A 22907-nucleotide genomic window follows, 5' to 3' on the forward strand; every position below is an offset into this window, starting at 1 on the left:
ATCATTAATGATAAAGGATTTACTCCATTAATGGGAAAGGAAATTATTTATGCAACATATTGCCGAATTTGTTATTGCTTTAACTGCTTTTGTGGGATTAATCACTTCACTATTTGTTTTTCATAAATTTTGAGCCAAAACCACAAAAACAATTTGAGTGCGTTTAATTATTATGGTTTGACTCTTAATTAGTGAAATTTGATTTATTGTCAACAATCAAGTTTTTGAAATGTATATTTTAAAAGATGGTGAATGAATTATTAATTCAAAATTTATGTATTTTGAATTATGTAATTTATTAACTGTGACTGGAGCGATTTTAATGTTTATGCCAACGAAGTTAAATCTTGATATGCTTTTACCATTAGCAATCATTGCCCCAATTATTGTTTTAATCGTACCAACACAAGAATCACAATCATGAAGTTTTGCTAACTTTAGATACTGAAATTATTACTTTGGACATATTGGAATTATTTTTGGTTATTTATATATTTATTTATATGACTTCACTGGTGCTCGTTTAAGTTGAAAAAGCATGCGTAGAAGTATGGCATTTGCCCTATTCTTCTTAACATTTGTCATGGTTTGAAATATGGCATTTGTTCCAAATGGACATAACCCACTAGATCCAGCCCCACCTGGTTCAACAATTACTGATCTAAATAATTATTGAGGTCCGAACTATGTTTATAAATTTATTCTTTACTACTTAGGTTTAGGAACACAAAGTTTATTAGCCCAATACTTCTTAATGATTTTTGTTTTAGGACCAGTCATTATGTTAGTTGGTTGAACCATCATTTATTTTGTCCGACCAATTTATGCTGATCGTGGGACCGAAAAATTAAAATATAATGTTAAAGAAGATATTTTAGGTTTTAAAACCACATTTACTAAAGCAAATATGAAACAAATTTTCCAAACAACAATTAAAAAAATCAAACCCTAGTTTGGTTTTTTTCTTTTAAAATCATCTTTTGGAGACAAAATATCAAGCAATAAATATGATATCTAATGTAAGATTATAAAAGGAGGGATATAAAATGAATCACATTCCAGAATATATTACTGAAATTATAATTAGTATCATTGTGATGTCTTCACTTTTTATTTTTCATAAATTTTGAGCAAAAACTGCTAAAACCTATTGAGTGCGCATCGTCATTCTGATTTGAATGTTAGCTGTGCAAATTTGATTTTACATCGACAAAGATATTTTCAATCCGAATGCGGACAAATTTATGTACTTTGAATTATGTAATATGGTTGCTTGAACTTCAATTATCTTGATGATTTTCCCAACCAAAATTCAAGTTGATGCACTTTTACCACTAGCAATCATTGGCCCCACTTTAACAATTTTAATTCCTTTAAATAAGGGCTTTACATTTGCTGAGTGAGAATATTACCAATTTTATTTCGGACATCTTGGTACACTTTTTGGTTATTTTTATATTTATTTATATGGTTATACCAATTCCAAACTTAGTTGAGTATCAATCAAAAGATCAATGTGTTATGCTTTTATCTTTTTAACATTTGTGATGGTTTGAAATATGGCTTATTCACGACACAATCCCCTTGAACCAGCCCCATCAGGACAAGGTAATTTATGATGAGGTCCAAATTATATTTATGGATTAATTCTTTTTAATATTGGTTTAGGTTCTCTAAGTTTATTAAATCAGTACTTTATGATGATCTTGGTTTTAGGACCAGCAATGATGTTGATTGCTTACACCATTTTATATTTCGTCAGACCACTTTATGCTCACTGTGGAACTGAAAAATTAAAATTCAATATTCATGATGACATTCTTGGTTTGAAAGCTTTCTTTACTAAAGAAAATGTAAAACATAAATGATTAAGAATTATCAATAAAATCAAAGCTTAAATTAAAAATCTCTAAAACTAACTACTAGTTTTAGAGATTTTTAAATGTTAATTCAATTTACATAAAAGCATAAGCCACTAAATAAACAATAAAGACAACATCCAAGACCCAAACTAAGGGGTGAACTTCTTTAATTTTTTTAGTAGCAATTGCCCCAATTGAATAAGCAATAATGCCCATGACAATCCCGTTGGCAATCGAAAATGTGATCACCATAAAGAGAATTGCAAAGAAGGCTCCTAAGCCAATTTCAGTTCTTGATCATTCAATTTCAGTGACTGATTTAATCATGACTGTTCCGATAAAAACAGTGGCTGCCCCACTTAAACAATTTGGCATCATTTTAAAAATCGGAAATAATGCTAAACTTAATAAAAATCCACAACTTGTCACAATGCTGGCTAATCCAGTTCTAGCCCCTTGCATAATCCCAACACAACTCTCAGTATAACAAGCCATATGTGAAACACCTAAAGCTGAACCCATGACAGTTGCTCCAGCATCAATCACTAAAGCTTTGGGAGGGATTTCTTGATTTAATCCTGATGCACGATTCATTTCAATATTCACACTAGTTAATGTTCCGGTAGCATCGAAGAAATTTAAAATAATAAAGATAAAAATGGAAATATACATTGTTGGTTTATTCCAAATTTCGGGATTGATAAATTGTTTATAAGTGTGTTCTAGATTAGTCACAAAACCATGAAATTCTGAATAATCTCATTGCCCATCTTTTCATTTGGCTGTGCCAAATGAATGTTTAATAGCAGCATTATCAGTGACATTTGCTAAGATAATCACAATCACAAAACCAATTAACAACATCACAATCACAGGCGCAAAAAACTTTTTATAAAATAAAATAATCGCTCCAAATAAAACGGCTGTTCCTAAAATAATTCCTGGATAGTTCATTTTAAAGTCAGATAGATTAGCGATTGGTAATCCTGATGGTGATGTTTGCACTCATCCCATATTAACAATTCCGACATAAGCGATGAAAAATCCAATACCAACCCCAATTGCTAAATGAATTGAGTGTGGCAAACTACGAATTAAAGTGGCTCTTAATTTGGTGACAGACATCAAACAAAAGATTAATGATGAAAGAGTTGTTGCAATTAGTGCCCCTTCATAACCAATACCACCTTGATTAGCAATATTAAAGGAAAACATCGCATTTAAACCCATACTGGGTGCTAAACCAATCGGCACATTAGCACTTAAACCCATCACCAAAGTAGCAATAAATGAAGCAACTGCTGTAGCGACAAACACACCCCCGCTACTCATGTGTTGTGTTGGATCACTAATGCTTTGTGCTTGACCTAAAAGATTTGGTTCCACTGATAAAATATAAATCATTGATAAAAAGGTACTTACCCCACCAATAATTTCTTTTTTAAAAGTTGTTTTGAAATCACTGAATTTAAAATACTTGGCAATTTTAGAATTTTCCAGATAATTTCGTTGTAAGCTCTTTTGAGCTTTAAAATTTTTTTTGTTCATTGAACCTCTATTCTTAACCAGATAAGAAGAAAAAAGAAAAAAGTTAACCAATGGAGAGAATATTAGTTAAAAATATCAAAGTTCTATTATATTTTGGTTACAATACCGTAATTAATAGAGCTTTACAGAAAGTCTTAATAGAAACTTATAGAAATTAGATTGGTCTAATTGTAGAAACACCAACCCATTATGTCGGTTTATACAAGCACTATTAACTACATTTTCATTTTAGTCCAAAATTGTTTTAAAATATTGTTTTTTTCAAAAAAACCTTATTAAGTGGTTAAAAATAAATCTTCTTGGGGATAACACATTCCCAAGAAGAAAAAATTTTTGAATAACATAGTCTTAATCTTGATTTTTATTGTGGTTTTTTTATCATATATGAAGTGCTAAAAAACAGGGAGATTTACATGAAGTTAATAACAATATGAAAAAGGATGAACAAAATCATTGTTTGTTTAACGTGCATTGGTTTAATTTTTTTTGGGATGATGGTAGCTTTGAGTGTTTATGTCGCAGACCAAAGAAAAAACAATGATAATATTGTCTCATTGCAAGACTTTGGATCAGTCAAAGCACATAGCATCAAAAATATTTCTAATATTCAACACGAAAATTACAATGGTGCAATTGCTGATGAACGTTCATCATCATATTATGGTTATGATATTTACTATTTCACATTTGAAATTGGATCTCATAAATTCATCTACCATGTTAGTCGAGTTAAAATATCTGCAGTTGATCCCACTGATTTACAACCACAGCAAGATTATTTAAACTTCATTAAATATGTCAGACAAACATTGATGGATAATTTAATCCTCAACCTTTCTTTGCCAAAAAGCATTTTTCCACATATGCAAATCGCAAGTTCAAATGTCTTCAATGGTTGAATGTTGTATCAAACATTTCAAACCCACTTAAATAGTTATTGATAAAATTTCCTCTTTCAATTGGTTTACTCAATAAAAAAATATGTCCTCAAAGACATATTTTTTTAAATTTAATGATCGATTTTAGCTAAGAAGGCATCGACTAATGCTAACACTTCCTCATTAGTTTCTAATTCTAAAGCTTGGTTGGCAAGGTCTTGAGCATCTTTTAAATCAATTTTACTCATTAATTGACGAGCACGCAGAACTGAAGAAGCACTCATTGAGAAAGCATCTAGTCCTAATCCGATTAATAATGGAATGGCTTGCACATCTCCAGCCATCTCACCACACATTCCAACTCAACGTTTTTTAGTGTGTCCACCATCAATAGTCATTTTAATTAAACGCAATAATGATGGGTTAGTTGGTTGGTATAAATAAGCCACTTTTTCACTCATTCTGTCAGCAGCCATCGAATATTGAACTAAATCATTAGTTCCAATTGAGAAGAAATCAGCATGTTTAGCAAATTTATCAGCATTCACTGCAGCGGCCGGAATTTCCACCATCATTCCGATTTGCACATTTTTGTCATATTTAATGTTTTCGCTATCTAATTCTTTTTTGCATTGTTCAACAAATGCTTTGGCATCTTTAAATTCATCAACTGTGGCAATCATTGGGAACATAATTCCTAATTCTCCAAAAGCTGATGCTCTTAATAAAGCACGAATTTGGTCACGGAAAACTTCTTTTTTATCTAATGTAAAACGAATTGCACGATATCCTAAAAACGGGTTCATCTCATGTGGGAATTCATAATAAGATAGTTTTTTATCTCCACCAATATCTAATGTACGAATCACAACTAATTGTTTGTTCATTGCTTCTACGACTTTTTTATAAGCAACAAATTGTTCTTCTTCAGTTGGGAAATGATCATTGTCCATATATAAGAATTCTGAACGGAATAAACCAATTCCTTCTGCTCCACTTTCCAATACTCCATCAATATCAGCTGGCGAACCAATGTTCGCTTCAATTAATTTAGTTTGACCATCTTTGGTTTTTGACACTTGGTTTTTGAATTTTTTTAATTCTTCTTTAAAAGCGGCAAATTTTTGCGCTTCAGCTAAATAACTATCAATTGTGGTTTGGTCAAGATCTAATTCGACAATTCCATTAGTTCCATCAAGAGCAAAAACTTCACCATCTTTAACATCTTGAGTAATTGTTTTTAATCCTAAAACTGCAGGAATTTCTAAACTTCTCGCCATAATGGCCGCATGACTAGTTCTCCCACCAATATTAGTGGCAAAACCTTTAACAAATTTTTTATCTAATTGTGCAGTTTGACTTGGTGTTAAGTCTTCAGCCACAATAATCACTTCTTCTTTAATCGTTGATAAATCAATAATTTTAATGCCCATTAAATGTTTGATGATTCTTGAAGCAACATCTTTAATATCGGCACATCTTTCTTTGAAATATGGATCATCCATTTCTGCAAACATTTGGTAATATTTGTTAGAAATCGTTTGCACAGCAAATTCAGCATTAGACTGATCATCATTAATCATAGCAATGTATTCATCTTTGACTGCTGGGTCTGATGCAATTTCTTTGTGGGCTTCAAAAATTGCTGCTTTTTCTGCCCCAAGTTTAACTTCTGTTGTTTGTCGCAAATGGTCTAACTCTTCAACTGAAACTGCAATAGCATTTTCTAATTTTGTGATTTCAGCCTTGGTGTCTGAAATTTTAGTATCTTGGATGTTAATGTGTTCTTCTGCAAGAACTAAAGCTTTTGCAACTGCAATCCCTTCACTAGCACCAATTCCTTTTAATTTTTTACTCATATTTTCACCTACTAACCACATTATATAATAAAAGCCTGATTTTCAACTATATAAACTGACCATTATTAACAAAAAGGTAGGAGTTTTTAAAGGAAAAAGTTCTCTAAAGTGGTAAGTTTGTTTTATTCATGACTTTTTATACTTTAAAATTAATTATAATAAAAACATAACTATTTTAAAGGAGTCATCAATTATGGAAAAATTACGAGAGTTAATCAAAAAGGAAAATGATTTTAAAAATTTTAATTTAAAATCAGAATTTGTCGGAGAAGAAAATTTCTTTTTCCCAGATGCCGAAGTTATTTTCTTGTTTAGTGGTCAACAAACCATTAAACAAGCCAACAACCAAACTGTTTATGTTGTCTTTGACAAAACACCGTTTTATGCTGAAAAAGGTGGACAAATTAATGATCGCGGAACGATTAAATGAGCCGGGGGGAGTGGGATCATCATTGATGTCCAACCAACTTGTGATGGAGTAAATATTCATGAAATTACCATTACTGGTGATTTAAAAATTGGGGATAAAGTCGCAGCTCAAGTCGATCAAGAAAAACGTTTATTGACAATGAAAAATCACACCGCAACGCACTTAACAACAGCGGCTGCTTATGAAGTGTTAGGACCAAGTTTAGACCACACCACTTCTTTTAATGATGAATTAGGCATGCGCAAAGATTTTGCTTATCATCGTGTGATTACTAAAGAAGAATTGAAAAGAATTCAAGACATTACTTTAAAAAGTATTGCTGATAGCATTCCTCGAGAAATTCATTTCACCACACCAGACAAAGCCATTAATGAATTTCACGCTTTATCTTTTGATGGTGATAAATTTGATGATGAAACACTTGTCCGTGTTATTCGTTTTGGCAAATTCTCTTGTGAACTTTGTGCCGGAACACATGTCGCGAACACTAGTGATTTAGAAGATTATGTGATCACTAATTTAGAATCAAAAGGCAATGGTCGATTCCGTATTAAAGCTTTAACAAGTTTTAAAACAGTTAAAGAATACTATGATAACCTGCTTGCTGAACAAACTAAAAAAATGGAAAGTTTAATCTCCAAATATGCTAACTTTAAAAACCAACAAGGTGATCAAGATATTGCAAATAAAGTTAAGGAAATTCAGCAACTTGATCACACTAGACAAAATATTGATCAATTTCAAACCACTCTTGATGAGTTAAATGAATTGATCAGAATTGCTGAAAAAGAATTTGCTAAACAAAATGAAGCGAATATTTTTGAAGAAATAAAACATCTGCAACCACAAATTAATGATCAAGGAATTAAACAAATTAACTTTGAAAAAAATAATTTGAACATTAATCTTTTAAGAAGTATTGGTGAGGAATTGAAAAAAAATCATGATGATTTAATTGTCATTTTAAAAAGTCCCAGTGCAGAAGGTAACTTTGTTTATGTCACAATTAGTGAATCATTAAAAGGTCGAGTTTCTGCTGTTGAAATTTTAAAAAATCTCAAAGATATCACCGCTAAGGGTGGGGGTAGTGAATTAGCTGCTCAAGGGAAATACGAATTAATCAATTAAAAATGACATTAAAAAACTTGTGGAACTCCACAAGTTTTTTTAGCTTATTTTTTGTCTTTGATTTCTTGAAGAATTTTTTTCAAGAAATCAGCTTTAGACATCTCGATTAATTCTTCACTACCATATTGACGATAGTTAACTGTGTTGTTAGCTAATTCATTTGGACCTAAAACAAGTTGATACGGAATTTTGTTGATTTGGGCTTCACGAATTTTTCATGCTAAACGTTCATCACGAGCATCAATACGCGCTCTCACAAATTCTTTTCTTAACATATTTTTGATATCTTCAGCATAAGCTTCACAAGCTTCATCACCAATGGAAATAATTTCCACTTGATTTGGTGATAGTCACAATGGCAACGCCCCTTTATGTTGTTCTAATAGTGTGGCTATAAAACGTTCATAAGTTCCGATTTGTGCACAGTGAATCATAATTGGACGTTTTAATTGTTGGTCAGCATCTAGATAAGTGACATCAAATTTTTGTGGTTGTAAGAAGTCTAATTGAATAGTTGCGACAGTAATTTCATGGTTTTGGACAGTACGGATTTGAATATCAAATTTTGGACCATAGAAAGCAGCTTCCCCAGGCATTTTTTTGTAATCAACACCTAATTCTTTTAACACTGATTCTAGTTGTGCTTCTGCTTGATTTCACATTTGGTCATCATCAAAATATTTTTCTTTATCATGAGGATCACGCATACTAAATGATAAGTAATCAATTTGAATATGGAAAGTTTCTAAAATTTCTTTTACCATTTTATAAATTGATTTGAATTCTTCAGCAATTTGGTCTGGGCGCACAAAGATATGAGTATCAGTAATTTCCATCGCACGCACACGTTCTAACCCGGTTAATGAACCACTTGATTCATAACGGAATTGGAAAGCATCTTCACAAATTCGCATTGGTAATTCTTTATATGTATGTGGTTCTTGACGATAAACCCCGATGTGATGTGGACAATTCATTGGTCGTAAGACAAATTCTTCTTCACTACCTTTAGCTCCTAAAAATGGTTGAAACATATCATTACGATAATGGTCTCAGTGACCTGAAGTTTTATACAATTGGACAGTTCCAACAATTGGTGTGGTTACTTTTAAATAATTGTATTCTCAACGTTTTTCATTAATGTATTTTCTAATTTCATCTTTAACAACTGTTCCATTTGGCAATCACAACGGAAATCCTTGCCCAATTAATGGGTCAAAACCAAAGATTTTTAATTGCTTGTTAATTTCACGATGATCATTATTGCGGCGTTCTTCTAAACTAGCTTTTTTCTCATCCAGAATTTTTTTACCACTCGCAGCTAAACCATGCACACGTTGCAGCATTTCATTTTTAGCATTGTCATTTCAATATGAACCAGTTAGTTGTTGAATCTCAATCGCTTTAACAAATGATAAATCATCTAAAACGATTTGGTCGCTAACCACTTTGACACCATCTAATTCATAACAAAAGACCATTTTATTCGCTTGTAAATATTTTTTTCCTAATTCTAAAAAATATTTATTGTGAGCAAATTCTTTGTTTAGAATTTGCTCATCTAATAATTGAAAACCAACATGTTTTTTATCTTTTAATTGATTCACCACATTTTGTAAGCTTTCAATTTCATCCATTTTTCAACGTGGATCAGCAAAGAAAGTGGTATTAAATTCCATATCATGTTCTTTGTAAGTAATTTCCGCATTTAATGCTTTGGGATCAATTTTATTAATGGCAACCATTGCTAAAAATCCAGCTGTGGTATTAATAATTGGTTCTAACATTTCTGATTTGTTAGTGATAATTTCCACTTCACTATCTTGTTTAACAACAAAACCACACGGAACAACTACTCCATTAACTTTTCCAGCAATCACTGTTTTACCTAAACTAGTTGATAAATCGATTGCTATTTCTTTAATTGATTTTGGTCCATTATATTCTTTAACTGAACCATCTAATAATTTAATTTTCATAAAAACCTCCTAAAAATTAAATTCTATTTAATGTTTAGGAGCGATTCTTCACCGCGGTACCATCCTAATTCATAACATTTAGTTATCTCAATTAAAAGCTTGACGCGCTCAACGTAACATTTGGGTCGTTAGTAGTAGTAATTTATCTATTCCTGTTGCCTCGCACCAACCGCCAACTCTCTTTAAGGACTTCAATAACACCGTGTCTAACAATGTTAAAACAATTATAAATTATTTTTAATTAAATTATTATCAAAAAAATAAAAGAAAGCTCAAAAATGTAGAGTTTTCTGCTCTGGAATCTCATTTCATCAGCAAAGTATTGGTTTTAGATGAAGATGATTATGCTTTGTTCACTTTATTTCAATGTAAACTTTTTTATTTTTTAAGCCATTTTATCGCTTAAAAAATAAAAAACTCCCTTTCAGGAGGGTTAAATTTTATCAAACTTTAATACGTTTTTCTGATGCTAAGTACATGCCATCACCTGGTTGGGTTTGATATGTTTCATGAAACTCATCAAGATTAATCAGAATCCCATTGCAACGGAATTCTTCTGGTGAATGAGGATCAGTGAAGAGTTTTGTTTTTTGAATTTCAGCGGTTGCTTTTCTTCTTCAAATAATGGCATTATTTTCAAAGAAAGCTTTTAAATCATTGGGAGATTGTTCTTGACAAATATCTAAAGCAGCAGCCATACCACTTAAATCACCAATATTTTCACCAAGAGTTAGGTTACCATTCACATTAATCCCATTAACTTGATACTGATTAAATTGTTCAACTAATTTTTGAGTATGAGCACGATATTGTTCATAATCTTGTTCGGTTCATCAATTATTTAAATTACCAACTTTATCAAATTGACTACCTTGGTCATCAAAACCATGACTCACTTCATGGCCAATCACTGCTCCAATGCCGCCTAAGTTTTGGGCTTTTGATTGGTTGATATCATAAAATGGTGCTTGTAAAATTCCAGCTGGAAAACAAATTTCATTTGTTGTTGGATTATAATAAGCATTGACTGTTTGTGGGTCCATTCATCATTTATCACGATCAACTGGGAGGTTAATTTCTCGCAAATCTTTTTCAATAAAAAAGCGCGAAAGGTTCATGACGTTTTCGACTAAACTACCACCATTTTGATAATTATTAATTACAATTGCACTATAATCATCTCATTTATCTGGATAACCAATTTTGATAGTAATCGCGTGTAATTTTTCAATAGCTTTTTGTTTGGTTGGATCACTCATTCAAGCTAATTTTTGAATACGGTTAGAATAAATTCTAATCAGGTCATGCACCATTTGTAAAACATCTTGTTTAGAAGCTTCAGAAAAATGCTTTTTAATGTATTCTTGACCTAAAAGTTCACCTAATTTGGCATTAGTAAATTCAACAGCTCGATCAATCACTGGTTTCTTTTTTTGAACACCACTAAAAGCAGCAGCATAAGCAAAATTAATGTCATATAATTGCTCGGTTAAGATAGTGGAAAATGATGATAGAATTTTAAATTTCATCAAATCTTTCATTGCTTGTAAATCCATTTTGATTAACATTTCATTTAATTTTTCTAAAAATTTCACTTGTGAAACAATCATCAAACTAGCTTTAGCATGCCCTGTCTGATTTAAATAATTTTCTCAATCAATGAAGCTACAGATTTGTTTTAATTTTAGAAAATCAACCACATTATAAACATTTTCAGGATTACGTAATTCTTCTTGTTTAAACATTGCTTGAGAAATTTCAGTTTCAAAAGCAAAAACCGTTTCAAACACATTTGTTTGCTGAAATTCAATCCCGCTTGCTTGCACTAAATCATTGATATAAATTTGATATGCTTTTTTCAAATCATCATGACGAGGATTAGTTGGGTCATAAAAATCACGATCCATCATTCCCAAGCCCATCGCATCAATACTCAAGGCACGTTGAGAACTATTTTTAAAATCACTATCGATGCTTTTGGCATGGAAAAAAGAAATTTTAAATTCTTGAAAATATTCAATTAAAAATTGGGTAAAATCTTGCTTACTTTTTAATTGATCAATTTTGTTAATCATCGGTTTGATCGGAGCAATGCCTTGTTCGTTTCTCACATTCATATTTAAGTAGTTATCATAAAGATTAACAATTTGGCTTTGGGTCAAATCCAAAGTCTGCTTGTTTTTTAATTCGAAGATTAAATCTTTAATATTGTCTAAAGATTTTTGGTGTAAAATTTCAAAACTCCCTCAACTTGAATATCCATCAGGCAACGTTGTTTGATCAATTCATTCTTGATTAAAGTGTCCATAAAAATTTTCTTTTAATGCTATTTTTTTACTCATAAAAATACTCCTTCACATTAATAAAATTATATGGGTTTAAGACTTAAATGCAAGGTTAAGCATTTATTGTTACCCCTTTCAACCAAACTAGTGTGAAAATAATGAAGAATTGCTCTTGCTGTTCTAAAAAAGAATCAAGATGAAAAGCGGTATCTTTATCGCTTCCACACTGAGCATTAAGTGAATAAAAAGTAAAAATGAGTTGCATAATTTGGTTTCACCAGATAAAAGCGTCATTAAAAAATGGAAACAGACTTCCATTTTTTCAATATAAATTGTCAAACTAATGTTTTTAATCGTGATAGAGCCCTTCATCTCATTTTTTAAGTTCACTATCAAATAATTCAGGGGCAAATTTTTTAACTTTGATCAGACTATCAATTTGTTTAATTAATGCATCTTTTGCAGGACTTGATTCATATTTAGTATGAATAAATTTGCTAATGATTTCGTGAATTAAACCACTTCCAGTCACCACTCCCCCAAAACAAACTACATTCGCATCATAATTTTGACGGGCATTAATTGCAGTAATGGCATCACGCGCCAGAACTGTACGAGCACCAAAAGTTTTTTGAACAGAATTACTAATTCCGACACCAGTTCCACAAATCCCGATACCAAAATCAACTTGTTTTTCAGCAACCATCATTGCCACTTTACGTCCATAAATTGGGTAATGGGTTCTCTGAAAATCAAAAGTTCCACAATCAATGACTTGATGTCCATCTGCTTCAAGAAGTTTTTTTACTTTGTCTTTCACATCAGTGACGATGTGATCACACCCAATTGCTATTTTCATCATTAAACCATCTCATTCAACATATCAATTCGGACCATATGTCTCCCAGCCGCAAAGTGCGTAGCCACATATTGTTGAACAATATTGCGAATTGTTTCTTGACCAGTTAACTCTGAACCAATGACCAAGATGTTTGAACCATTGTGTTCACTTGTCATGTGTGATGAATATTCATCAGAAATTTGGGCAACAATATTACCATGGAATTTTGCTAACACCATAAATGGTAATGAACCATAATCTTCAATAATCACTAAGCGATCATATTGTTTATTTTGCATTTCTTCATTAATTTGCACTAATTTTTCAAAAGTCATTTCACATTCTTCAATAATTAATGCTTTATTTAAACTGTAAATGACTTTTGATAAATCATTTTTAAAAACAGCGTTTTTTTTACCTAAGAGTAATAATTTTATTTTTTCCATTATGTTAATTGAAAGTAAAATTGCACTTTATAACGGTAGTCATAAACATTTGATGTAAAGTGCAACTTGCCATCTCCTCCTATTTTATAAGTTGTTGTTTGTTGGTAATACTCGGGATTACTTTTAATTGCTTGGGAATAAAAAGCATCTAAAGCATCTGACTTATTTTCTTCAGTCACATTAATTTTAGCACCAACGAATGGTCCTTGTTCGACGTTTAATGGTTTAATTTCAATTCCCATATTAACCACAAAAGCATTAGTCTCTGGTCGATACAAGAGTAAATCAGCGCCTTGTTCACTTGCTTCACGCACTCAATTTTGTCCATTTCAACTAGTTACTTTAGGAGCGTTTGTTTTATTTAAGTTAAAAATTGTAAATCCCAAATTTTCAGCTAAAGCTTGGGCTGTAAACTTATCTTTATCTTCGATGGGGGGTAATTTTTGATTAGCTGATAAATTAAACGTTTCTAACAAGACGGCAATAAAAGGTAGTGTTTTTCTTGTGTAATCATTTTCAATCAAGTCTAAAATTGAATCAATTTTTCCGTGAGCTATGCTTTGTTTTAAACCTGTGACAAAGTGTTTTTTATACTCATTGGCATCAACAACATCAGACCCTCAATTTGTAATATCATAGACATTTTTATGAGCCATTTTAATTGGGTGATTCGCTAAGGAATCAATGGGACGTGCAGTACAACTGACAACAGTTGCAGTTGTCATGACGATTGCCCCAACCCCGCTAAAAAATGTTAAAAATTTTTTCATCGATTTCTCCTTTCTATTTTTTATAAATATCAATTAATGTATAAATTAAATCCTTTAATAAAACAGTTGTCATCAAATGATCTTGACCATGAATCATAATCATTGTCACATCTGAATACTTGCCTTGTGCTTCAGTTTGAAGTAATTCTGTTTGTGCTTTGTGTGCTTCAATTAACATTTGATTACCTTCACTGATCAATTGCTCAACTTCATTTCATTGGCCTTGTTTAGCTTTTTTTAAAGCAATCAAATAATTGCTACGAGCATCTCCAGAATATCCAACTAAGACCATGCCTTTTTGGCTCATTTCTTTTTTTGTCATTATTTTTCCTATCTATTTTTTAATTCAAATTCACCCATTGCAAAATGTTTATGACTTCTGGAAAGTACAATGGCATATATGATGTTATTGGCACCAACAATAATGGGGATAAAAACATAAACTAGAATTTGTTCCACAGAAATCACCATCCCACTAGTTGCTACAGTCAAAATATAAACTAGGGGGATGGTGATTGCTGCCATCATTGGTACAACAATAATTCATAACCATTTATATCATGCCAGTGCTTGCATCCAATGACTTTCAAAATCCTGGGGATGAGTGGTTAGATAAGGATATTTAGTTTTTTTGAATGATGTCATAATTAAGTAAAATGCTCAAAAAATAGCAAAATCTAAAGCTGTTAAAATGGAAACATCTGTTTGTCATGATCAACTTTTTGCACTTTTAGCCAGAATGCCTAAAAGTGCAACACCAACCACAATAATTAAGGTAATCAAGCCTCAATAAAAATTAATTAATCTCCTAGTTTTAATATTCATAATTTCCTTATCTTTTTAAATTAAATCTTTCGCTGCATCCATCACAACTTCATATGCTTTTTGTTGATCATTTGTACATTCCACATAAGTTTTACCATTGGTGATTACAATCTTAGTTCCTGGTGTGATCGCTTTCTCAAAGTCATCAATATACATTTTGACTTGAGGAGATAAAATCACAATGTTAGCAGCTTTCATTTTTTCTAAATGTGCTCCATAAGCTGCTGAATCAATGACAAAGTTTTTCATTCCTTTGGCATTCATTGCTTTTTGAGCAGTGGCCGCAAACATTGCTGATGATCCTGCTCCATAACAAACAACTAGAACATGAATTTTTTGATCTTTTTCAAGTTGTTGGGCAACTTGGTGTGATGGTTTAGTTTTGTTTTTATGATCAAGTTTTTCTTGCATCATGCGTGCTTTTTCTACTTTTTTAAATTTACTTTTTTCTGTTTTTTCTATTTTAATATCAGCTGTAATTTCAGCACCTAAGGTTGCATAATGTTTACGTTGTTCTGGATTGTGATGAATTTTTTGACCAATACCATACCAGAGTCTCGTTCCAATTGCATAATGCAGTGGTCTTGGAATCCCTTTTTCTTCTGCTGTTTTAACTTCATCAGCCATCATCATCTTGTCATGAATCAACACAAATGGCAGATAGAAGAAAAAGTCAATCGTCACCATGATAATTCAAAGTAAAATTGTGAGCGGATCGAAGGCGGACCCAATTAAGAGCCCAACAATTGCCGGCATACTTCATGGGACATCAGCAATTGCTGCATTCATCCCAAGCACATCAATAAAGAATTTATAAATTAACACATTAATCACCGGCAAGATTCAAAATGGGATTAAATAAACTGGATTCAAAATCATTGGCGCACCAAATAGTGCTGGTTCATTAACCTGGAACCAAATCGGAATGTAAGAAGCAATTCCAACTGCTTTTAATTGTTTTGATTTAGCAAAAACAATGAAAATAAACGGAATCACAAATGTGGCCCCAGTTCCTCCAAGCGTTGAAGTAAAGTCATATGAAAATTCATATGTTAAAGCTCAATGCGGATGTCCTCCTTGAGCGAGAATTGCTTGATTATCTGCTAAATTCGAATACATAAAAGGTGTTAAAAATGGACGCGTCACACTTGGTCCATGCACTCCAATAAACCAAATCATTGCCGTTAATAAAGCAATTGATGCTAAAAATCCATAACTATCTAACCCTGAAAATATTGGTTTGATCGCTTGGAATAAAGCGTCTGTAAATGAAACATTGAGTGTGCCAATAAAAATATAACCAAAACCCCAGTAAACCATGACACTTAATCCAAAAGGAATAATGTCAGCAAATGATTGTGATACTCCTTGGGGAACTGCTTTTGGTAACCTAATCGTTCAGTTATATCTGACCGGTACATAAAAAATCCATGGTAATGTTAACCCAACAATGATACTGGTTAGCATACCTTGAGCACCAAGATTAGCAATGAAAATGTTGGCAAAATTTTCAGTGGCTAAACCATCCGAATTTAAAGCAAAAGTTCCGATAACAGACATCATAAATAAGGATGATGCGCTGGCAAAAGCAACCATCATAATATTCATTTTACGGCCAGCTGGTAATTCGGCATTTAATTTGCTCGCAAGGGCTGTTGAAATTCCCATGACAAATCATAATGAGACCAATCCCATTGTTAAAACATAAAGTCGATTTAAAACTTGTCTTACAATTAATGGATATCATGCCATATCACCTTTGATTGCTGGGGGCACTCACATAATGATCCCAATAATTGATGAGAAAACAATAATTGGGAGGGTCACATAAAACCCTTCCATCAATGATCTTAAATATTTGTTAGCTGCCACAATTTTCAGAATGGGCACCACTTTGTTATTTAATCAATTTTCAACTTTGTTATTATTTTTATTATCTACATTTGTAGTTTGATGATTTTTCTTAGTCATTAATCGTCCTTTCTACAGTTAAAGCGTTAACCATATTTTAATTTTAAAAAAGGGCACAAGAATCACAACCAATAGGTAGATAAAAACAAACAAAAAATGATAAAAAATTATCATTTTAAACACATCAAAGTTCGGTCACTAGTTCTAACTTACTTTTTTGTTCAGGAGTTAAATTGTTGTCAACAATTAACAAGTTATTTTTTGTTAATTGCATTACCTTGGCATAACCAGCATGTTTTAATTTGGTCGAATCCATTAAAACAATCACTTGTTTTGAACGTTGCACAACCATTTGAATGACTTCGGCTTCACTTTTGTCATTGTTATAAATATGACCATCTTCTCACAAGTTAGTTCCTGTAATCACACAAAGATCAAAAGTAAGATTTCCAGCATTAGCAAATCACGATTTATCAACAAGAGCAGCTGATGCTCCACGATATTTCCCCCCAATCAAGAATAAATGATTAATGTAGTTTGATTTCACTGCTAAATTAAAAACTTCTAATGAATTGGTAAATAATTCATAAATCGGTTTTTTTAAATTTTTAATAAATTCTTCAGTTGTCGTTCCAGCTGAAACAAAAACAGTTTTATTAATTGGGATTTTAGCATTTGTTGCCACAGCAATTTTAGCTTTTTTATCAAGATTTAAATATTTCTTTTGATCACGTGTTTCTTCTAAATAATTATTTCTTTTTCACAACATGATCTTGCCATATTTGTTAGAAATGATTTTCTTTTCTAACAAAAAAACTAAATCTCTTCGAGCTGTTAAATTTTTGATTTCATAACTATTAGCTAATATGAAAAATTCTTTTTGGCTCACTACTCCGCGAGATTTTATTTCATCAATATAGTTTTTAATACGTTCTGCTCTTTTCATCTTAAAACACCGACATTGCAAAAATAAACCCAAGATGAATATCTAACAAACCATTAGTGGGCTGATCATTTTGATCAAGGATTGAAGAATAATAACCATCTTTAGAAACTTTTAAATCATATTTTTTACCGTTAATTTCTTTAGTGATTGTTCTTCCACCATCTTGTTTAATAAAAATTTGCATGTTCAAAAGTGATTGAATCACTTCACTAGCTGAACCCGATTGATTCACTCTTTTTAAACGACCTAAAAAGGTATTGGCAAATTTTTGTTTATTTGGTTTGGCATCTTGAGTTAAATATTGATCATATTCTGGAGGTTTATTTTGCATATACACAAGTGCAGCAGGATGACCGAAATAACGAACTTCGCCTTCATTATAACCAATCTCAAAATTATCTGTAATTGATTGGAGATTGGTTAAAGGGGCATTTTTATTTGTTTGCTTTTGATATCAAGCAATCATACTTGGTGCAAGATATTTTAAATTCATATATCTTGAAGATTGGTCGGGAGTGTTTGCCCCACCTGGTCAATTTTTTTGCACTAATTCATTGACTGTTAAATAATTACCTTGGTCATCTAAAAAAGGTGTGGAATTTTTTTCATCATCTAAATAAACATTTGGTTGGCCATTAGCAATTGCTTGATATAAACGTTCATTAGTTTGAAAGATGGTTGCTTTGTCTCATTCTGATAAATCTTGACTTAAGATTTGATATTTTGAGTTGCATGAAATGGCTTGTGTGGCAAGTGTAGTGATTGCTAAAGTAGGTATTAAAAAAAGGATTGTTTTTTTCATAATTGTTGCATGCTCCAATTTATAAATGATTTTAACAAAAGCAAAATCACTTACAATCAATTTGTTTGTTTTATAATTATTTTATGAAGAGGAGGTCATTATTAGATGAAGGCAAATTTAAAAGAAGAGTTAATTAAAGCAAAACAAGGGAAGTACGCTATTCCCGCATTCAATTTTGATGATTTAGAAATGCTCAAAGGAATTATTCAAGCAGCTGAAGCAGAAAAATCACCAGTTATTTTAATGAGTACAGAATCAGCTGCAAAATACATGGGATTAGAATATGTTTTTGCTATTGGTAAAGCTGCTGTCGAAAATGCTACAGTTCCAGTGATCCTCCATTGAGATCATGGATTTGATTTAGATTTAATTAAAAAGGCAGTTGATCACGGTTATACTTCTGTCATGTTGGATGCTTCCAAAGAAAGTTTTGCAGATAATGTTAAACACACTCAAGAAGTCGTAGAATATGCTCATGCCAAAGGTGTACAAGTTGAATCTGAAATTGGTCATGTTGGTGGCAAAGAAGATGATCGAGTTTCAAATAATGGTGGTTATACCAATGTTGAAGAAGCAATAAAATTTGCTGAGTTAACAAAAGTTGATGCACTCGCCATTGCTGTCGGAACTGCGCATGGTGTTTATCATGGTACACCAGTTTTACAATTTGATCTAATTAAAGAAATTAATGCGAAAGTCTCTACTCCTTTAGTTTTACATGGTTCTAGCGGGGTGCCATTACCAGATTTACAAAAAGCAATTAGTTTAGGAATTACTAAAATTAATATTGGGACTGATTTAAAAATTGCTAATGCTAATGCTTTTAGAACTTGATTAAATGAAAATCCTGATGGTTATGATGCTCGTAAATTTGGTCAGGCTGGGATTGATGCTGTGAAAGCAGAAGCAATTAAAAAAATTAGAGCTTTTGGCGCCAATAATAAAGCTTAATTCTTGACCAATTTCAAATGAAAAAATGAAAAATCGAAGTCAAAAATTGTGAGTATTTTTGCTCATAACAAGCTTCGATTTTTCATTTTGAAAATTTTTATCAAGCAGGTAAAAATTTCCTGATTCAAGGTAAAAATTGTGAGGTTTCCAATTAAAAAAAGAAATGGAAGAGTTTCTAAGAACTTGCAAATAATTGAAAAAAATACTAAATAATTATATATTATTTATAGATTCATTAAGAATCTGAAGGAATTAATTTAAATTATGAAAAAATTGTTAACATTACTTGGTAGTGTTGGGATGGTTGCTGCGACTGCTGCAACAGTTGTTGCTTGCACCAAAGGCACACAATTGCACGACATTTTATCCCTAAAGAGTGAATTACAAAATATTTTAGATACAAAGCCATATGAAACTTGAACACAACCTGAATTACAAGGTGAGATTTTTAATACATACCCAGATTACGGCATTGTCGTAACTAACGCTGCAAAAAAAACACAAAATAAGAAAATTAATCATTGAAGATTTACAGTAGATGAAAGCAAAGCAATAAATTATCAATATCATGGAAGTATTGAATTAGAACATCATTGAATACAAAATGAAATTCAATCTATTTTTGATATTCAAAGTGATTTACAAATTATTTTAAACACCCAGAAAATAGACACATGAGATAAAGAGAAATTAGAAAAAGCTGTTAGAGAGAAATATGAAGGCATAAAAGTCGAACCTTTAATCTCTCCGAGAGCGTGAGGTTCCGGTTTTAAAAAATGGGTTTTTATGGGTGATGGAGTACACTATACAAACAAAATTATACTCACTCATAATTTTACCCAAGATATTTCTATTGATATCTCAAATATCAAATCTGCTTTGGAAGTTGTTTTAGCGCAACGAAAATTTGCGTCTTGAACTAAAGAAGAGTTAGAAAAAGAAATTGCAACTAAATATGAAGAAGGAGCAATTAGAGTCGAAACAATAACAAGCAACAATCGCTCTTGAAATGATGAACCCCAATCACAATCTTTTAAATTTATTGGGATGGGAAATATCGAAAACAATTTTAAATACAATGGTTTTGTCGATATTGAACACAAATGAACTAAAAAAACAGATACAACCGAAGCTATTAACGAAAATGAAACAGTTAAGACACAATTACAAGCAATTTTAGATGCAAGACCTGATACAGCTTGAGATGCAAAAGGATTAATGGAAGAAATTATCAATAAACACATCGAGGTAGATGGTGGAATCATTGTTGAAAAACAACCTTCTACTCGTGCTTCTGACATTAAAGTTCATAATGATAAATATAAGTTTATTGGTAAGGGGAACATTAATAACAAATACATGTACACTGGCGAAACTGTTTTAACACACACCTGAAATGAAAAAATTGATTCAAGTATTGATGTTGAAGAAATTGAAGATGAGTTGTATAACGTCGTAAATGATGATGCACATGCAAATATAGGTTGAACACAAGAGGAATTACAAGCAAAAATTGATAGTTTTGGGAATGAATATGAAGGAATGACAGTCATGCCTTCTGAAAAAAGTGGAATACATCATGCAAATGCATGATTATTTACTGGGCATGGAACCATTCATAACAATTATCCTTACAAAGGAACTATTCAAATAACTCATGAATGAATGGAATTGAATCAATCAAAATATTTAGATAAAGATGGAAAAGAACAGGAAAGTGTTTTAGGAATTATCCCAGAAGGAACTAAAGTTGTTACTAAAATTGGATGAGATATTAATGGTCAAGCACACCAAATGCCTTCGACTATTGAAAAAGTTCCCGATAAAATCGATCCACAAATAACTAGTCTGGAAAACTTGTTTTATAGAGCCCGAAAATTTAATGATCCTAATGTATCTAATTGAGATACTTCAGCAGTAACTAATATGAGTTATACATTTTATAATGCACTTAATTTTAATCAACCACTAAATTGAAATACTGCCAATGTCAAAGATATGAGCTGAATGTTTCATACTAGTCAAGAATTTAATCAAGATCTTTCTAATTGAAAGACCGAAAGCGTAGAAGATATGAATATGATGTTTTCTTATGCTTCTAAATTTGATGGAAATATTTCAAATTGAAAAACTAGTAATGTAACTGATATGAGTAACATGTTTGAAGAAGCAACATCTTTCAAACAAGACTTGAATTGGGATACATCAAATGTGACTACTATGTATAGCATGTTCAAAGGAGCGTCTTCATTTAATGGTGATATTTCTCAGTGAAATACTTCACAAGTTACAGACATGTGAGCAATGTTTAAAGGGGCGACTTCATTTAATCGAAACTTAAAAACCAATGGTGAAATTTGGGATACTTCACAAGTAACATATATGTATGAAATGTTTAGTGGGGCGACTCAATTTAATGGTGATATTTCAAATTGGAATACTTGAAATGTTGAAGGAATGACTGAAATGTTTAAAGATGCAGTTTCCTTTAATAAAAATATAAATGCTAATAAAGATAAAGATTATTGAGATACTTCCAATGTGACAAATATGAGTGGAATGTTTAAAGGGGCGACTAAATTTGACCAAGATATTAAAGATTGAAATACTGAAGAAGTGAAAAACATGAATAGGATGTTTGAAGGTGCTATTAGATTTAATAAAACTTTAACTGGGTGAAACACCGGAAATGTAACAACTATGGCTAACATGTTTAAAGGGGCGACTAGTTTTGATTCTTTTATACAAAAATGAGACACTTCAAAAGTTGAAGACATGAGCGGAATGTTTAGTGGGGCGACCGCCTTTAACAAAGCACTTCTTTTTGATACATCAAGTGTGACTAATATGAGTTACATGTTTGAAGGGACGAATAAATTTGACCAAGAATTGGAATCAAACCAATCACATTGAAATACTTCAAAAGTTAAAGATATGAGCCATATGTTTGAGAATGCATTAGTATTTAAATATGGCATTTCATCGTGAAATACTTCAAATGTAACAAATATGAATTCAATGTTTAAAAATGCACGAGAATTTATTGGGGATATTTCAAAATGAAATACTTCTGCTATAACTGATATGGGTTCTATGTTTTATGATGCGTGAAAGTTTAATCAAGACTTAAAAACTAATGGCAATAATTGAAATACTTCTCTGGTAACTGATATGTCATACATGTTTGGTAATGCTTATGAATTTAATCAGGATATATCAAGTTGAAGCACCTCAAAAGTAACTACAATGGAAATGATGTTTAATGGTGCTTTAAATTTTAACAAAAATATATCTGGATGATCAGTTGACTTAGTTGAAAATTGGAAAAAATTTTCAGAAGGTTCTGCTTTAACACCAGAACACATACCTCCAAAATTCAAAAATTAAAGAAAAAAATAAATTACATAATGAAAAACCAACTTGATGAGAAAAGCTGTTCTCCAAGT

The 22907-nt window shown here is 31.6% G+C and carries 18 protein-coding genes and 1 riboswitch; of the genes, 6 read left to right on the forward strand and 12 right to left on the reverse strand.

The window, feature by feature from the left end; all coding sequences use genetic code 4:
- The first annotated feature begins 49 nt into the window (after nt 1-49).
- Nucleotides 50-952 carry a TMEM164 family acyltransferase gene (locus P695_RS05835; RefSeq protein WP_028126545.1) on the forward strand — a complete coding sequence of 301 codons (903 nt, stop codon included), beginning with the start codon at nt 50-52 and terminating at the stop codon, nt 950-952.
- Between the two features lie 94 nt (nt 953-1046).
- Nucleotides 1047-1898 carry a TMEM164 family acyltransferase gene (locus P695_RS05325; protein WP_051437310.1) on the forward strand — a complete coding sequence of 284 codons (852 nt, stop codon included), beginning with the start codon at nt 1047-1049 and terminating at the stop codon, nt 1896-1898.
- A gap of 57 nt (nt 1899-1955) precedes the next feature.
- Here P695_RS05325 and P695_RS0101555 read toward each other — a convergent pair whose 3' ends face one another.
- Nucleotides 1956-3410, reverse strand: coding sequence for an NCS2 family permease (locus P695_RS0101555; RefSeq protein WP_051437312.1), 1455 nt, complete (start codon nt 3408-3410; stop codon nt 1956-1958).
- Between the two features lie 128 nt (nt 3411-3538).
- Nucleotides 3539-3635: riboswitch (purine riboswitch) on the reverse strand.
- Between the two features lie 188 nt (nt 3636-3823).
- Here P695_RS0101555 and P695_RS0101560 point away from each other — a divergent pair.
- Nucleotides 3824-4354: a hypothetical protein gene (locus P695_RS0101560; RefSeq protein WP_146063641.1), complete on the forward strand. Its 531-nt coding sequence runs from the start codon at nt 3824-3826 to the stop codon at nt 4352-4354.
- 65 nt (nt 4355-4419) lie between these two features.
- Here the strand turns inward: P695_RS0101560 and ptsP are convergent, their stop codons facing one another.
- Nucleotides 4420-6147 carry a phosphoenolpyruvate--protein phosphotransferase gene (gene ptsP, locus P695_RS0101565; RefSeq protein WP_028126548.1) on the reverse strand — a complete coding sequence of 576 codons (1728 nt, stop codon included), beginning with the start codon at nt 6145-6147 and terminating at the stop codon, nt 4420-4422.
- Nucleotides 6148-6340: 193 nt separating this feature from the next.
- On the opposite strand from ptsP, the gene P695_RS05330 reads away from it, so the two are divergent.
- Nucleotides 6341-7705 (forward strand): alanine--tRNA ligase-related protein, encoded by a 1365-nt coding sequence (locus P695_RS05330; RefSeq protein WP_051437314.1) that lies wholly within the window; start codon nt 6341-6343, stop codon nt 7703-7705.
- Nucleotides 7706-7749: 44 nt separating this feature from the next.
- Here the strand turns inward: P695_RS05330 and thrS are convergent, their stop codons facing one another.
- The 10 genes from thrS to P695_RS0101620 all read right to left on the reverse strand — a co-directional run bounded on the left by thrS (nt 7750) and on the right by P695_RS0101620 (nt 18510).
- Nucleotides 7750-9684 (reverse strand): threonine--tRNA ligase, encoded by a 1935-nt coding sequence (thrS, locus tag P695_RS0101575; protein ID WP_028126549.1) that lies wholly within the window; start codon nt 9682-9684, stop codon nt 7750-7752.
- Nucleotides 9685-10124: 440 nt separating this feature from the next.
- Nucleotides 10125-12026, reverse strand: coding sequence for a M13 family metallopeptidase (locus P695_RS0101580; protein ID WP_028126550.1), 1902 nt, complete (start codon nt 12024-12026; stop codon nt 10125-10127).
- 292 nt (nt 12027-12318) lie between these two features.
- Complete coding sequence (locus P695_RS0101585; protein ID WP_211227788.1) at nt 12319-12831, reverse strand: RpiB/LacA/LacB family sugar-phosphate isomerase; 513 nt, start codon at nt 12829-12831, stop codon at nt 12319-12321.
- A complete protein-coding gene (locus tag P695_RS05335; RefSeq protein ID WP_051437316.1) occupies nt 12831-13256 on the reverse strand; it encodes an RpiB/LacA/LacB family sugar-phosphate isomerase in 426 nt (141 codons plus the stop codon). Before P695_RS05335 ends, P695_RS0101585 begins: the two co-directional genes overlap by 1 nt.
- Entirely contained in the window at nt 13256-14026 is a 771-nt protein-coding gene (locus P695_RS0101595; protein ID WP_028126552.1) for a hypothetical protein, read from the reverse strand. Before P695_RS0101595 ends, P695_RS05335 begins: the two co-directional genes overlap by 1 nt.
- A 13-nt stretch (nt 14027-14039) precedes the next feature.
- The gene (locus P695_RS0101600; protein WP_028126553.1) at nt 14040-14348 is read right to left on the reverse strand and encodes a PTS lactose/cellobiose transporter subunit IIA; all 309 of its coding nucleotides are present in this window, start codon (nt 14346-14348) and stop codon (nt 14040-14042) included.
- Nucleotides 14349-14356: 8 nt separating this feature from the next.
- Nucleotides 14357-14851, reverse strand: coding sequence for a hypothetical protein (locus P695_RS0101605; RefSeq protein ID WP_028126554.1), 495 nt, complete (start codon nt 14849-14851; stop codon nt 14357-14359).
- A 15-nt stretch (nt 14852-14866) separates the two neighbouring features.
- A complete protein-coding gene (locus tag P695_RS0101610) occupies nt 14867-16822 on the reverse strand; it encodes a PTS transporter subunit EIIC (RefSeq protein WP_028126555.1) in 1956 nt (651 codons plus the stop codon).
- Nucleotides 16823-16937: 115 nt separating this feature from the next.
- The gene (locus P695_RS0101615; protein WP_028126556.1) at nt 16938-17708 is read right to left on the reverse strand and encodes a DeoR/GlpR family DNA-binding transcription regulator; all 771 of its coding nucleotides are present in this window, start codon (nt 17706-17708) and stop codon (nt 16938-16940) included.
- Between the two features lies 1 nt (nt 17709).
- Entirely contained in the window at nt 17710-18510 is an 801-nt protein-coding gene (locus P695_RS0101620; protein ID WP_028126557.1) for a hypothetical protein, read from the reverse strand.
- A 105-nt stretch (nt 18511-18615) separates the two neighbouring features.
- On the opposite strand from P695_RS0101620, the gene P695_RS0101625 reads away from it, so the two are divergent.
- Both P695_RS0101625 and P695_RS06260 read left to right on the forward strand, forming a co-directional pair.
- On the forward strand, nt 18616-19461 hold the full coding sequence (locus P695_RS0101625; protein ID WP_028126558.1) for a class II fructose-bisphosphate aldolase: 846 nt from the start codon (nt 18616-18618) through the stop codon (nt 19459-19461).
- A gap of 264 nt (nt 19462-19725) precedes the next feature.
- Nucleotides 19726-22848: a BspA family leucine-rich repeat surface protein gene (locus P695_RS06260; protein ID WP_051437318.1), complete on the forward strand. Its 3123-nt coding sequence runs from the start codon at nt 19726-19728 to the stop codon at nt 22846-22848.
- The last annotated feature ends 59 nt before the right edge of the window (nt 22849-22907 follow it).

The sequence above is a fragment of the Williamsoniiplasma lucivorax ATCC 49196 genome, assembly GCF_000518285.1.
GTDB lineage: Bacteria > Bacillota_I > Bacilli_A > Mycoplasmatales > Mycoplasmataceae > Williamsoniiplasma > Williamsoniiplasma lucivorax.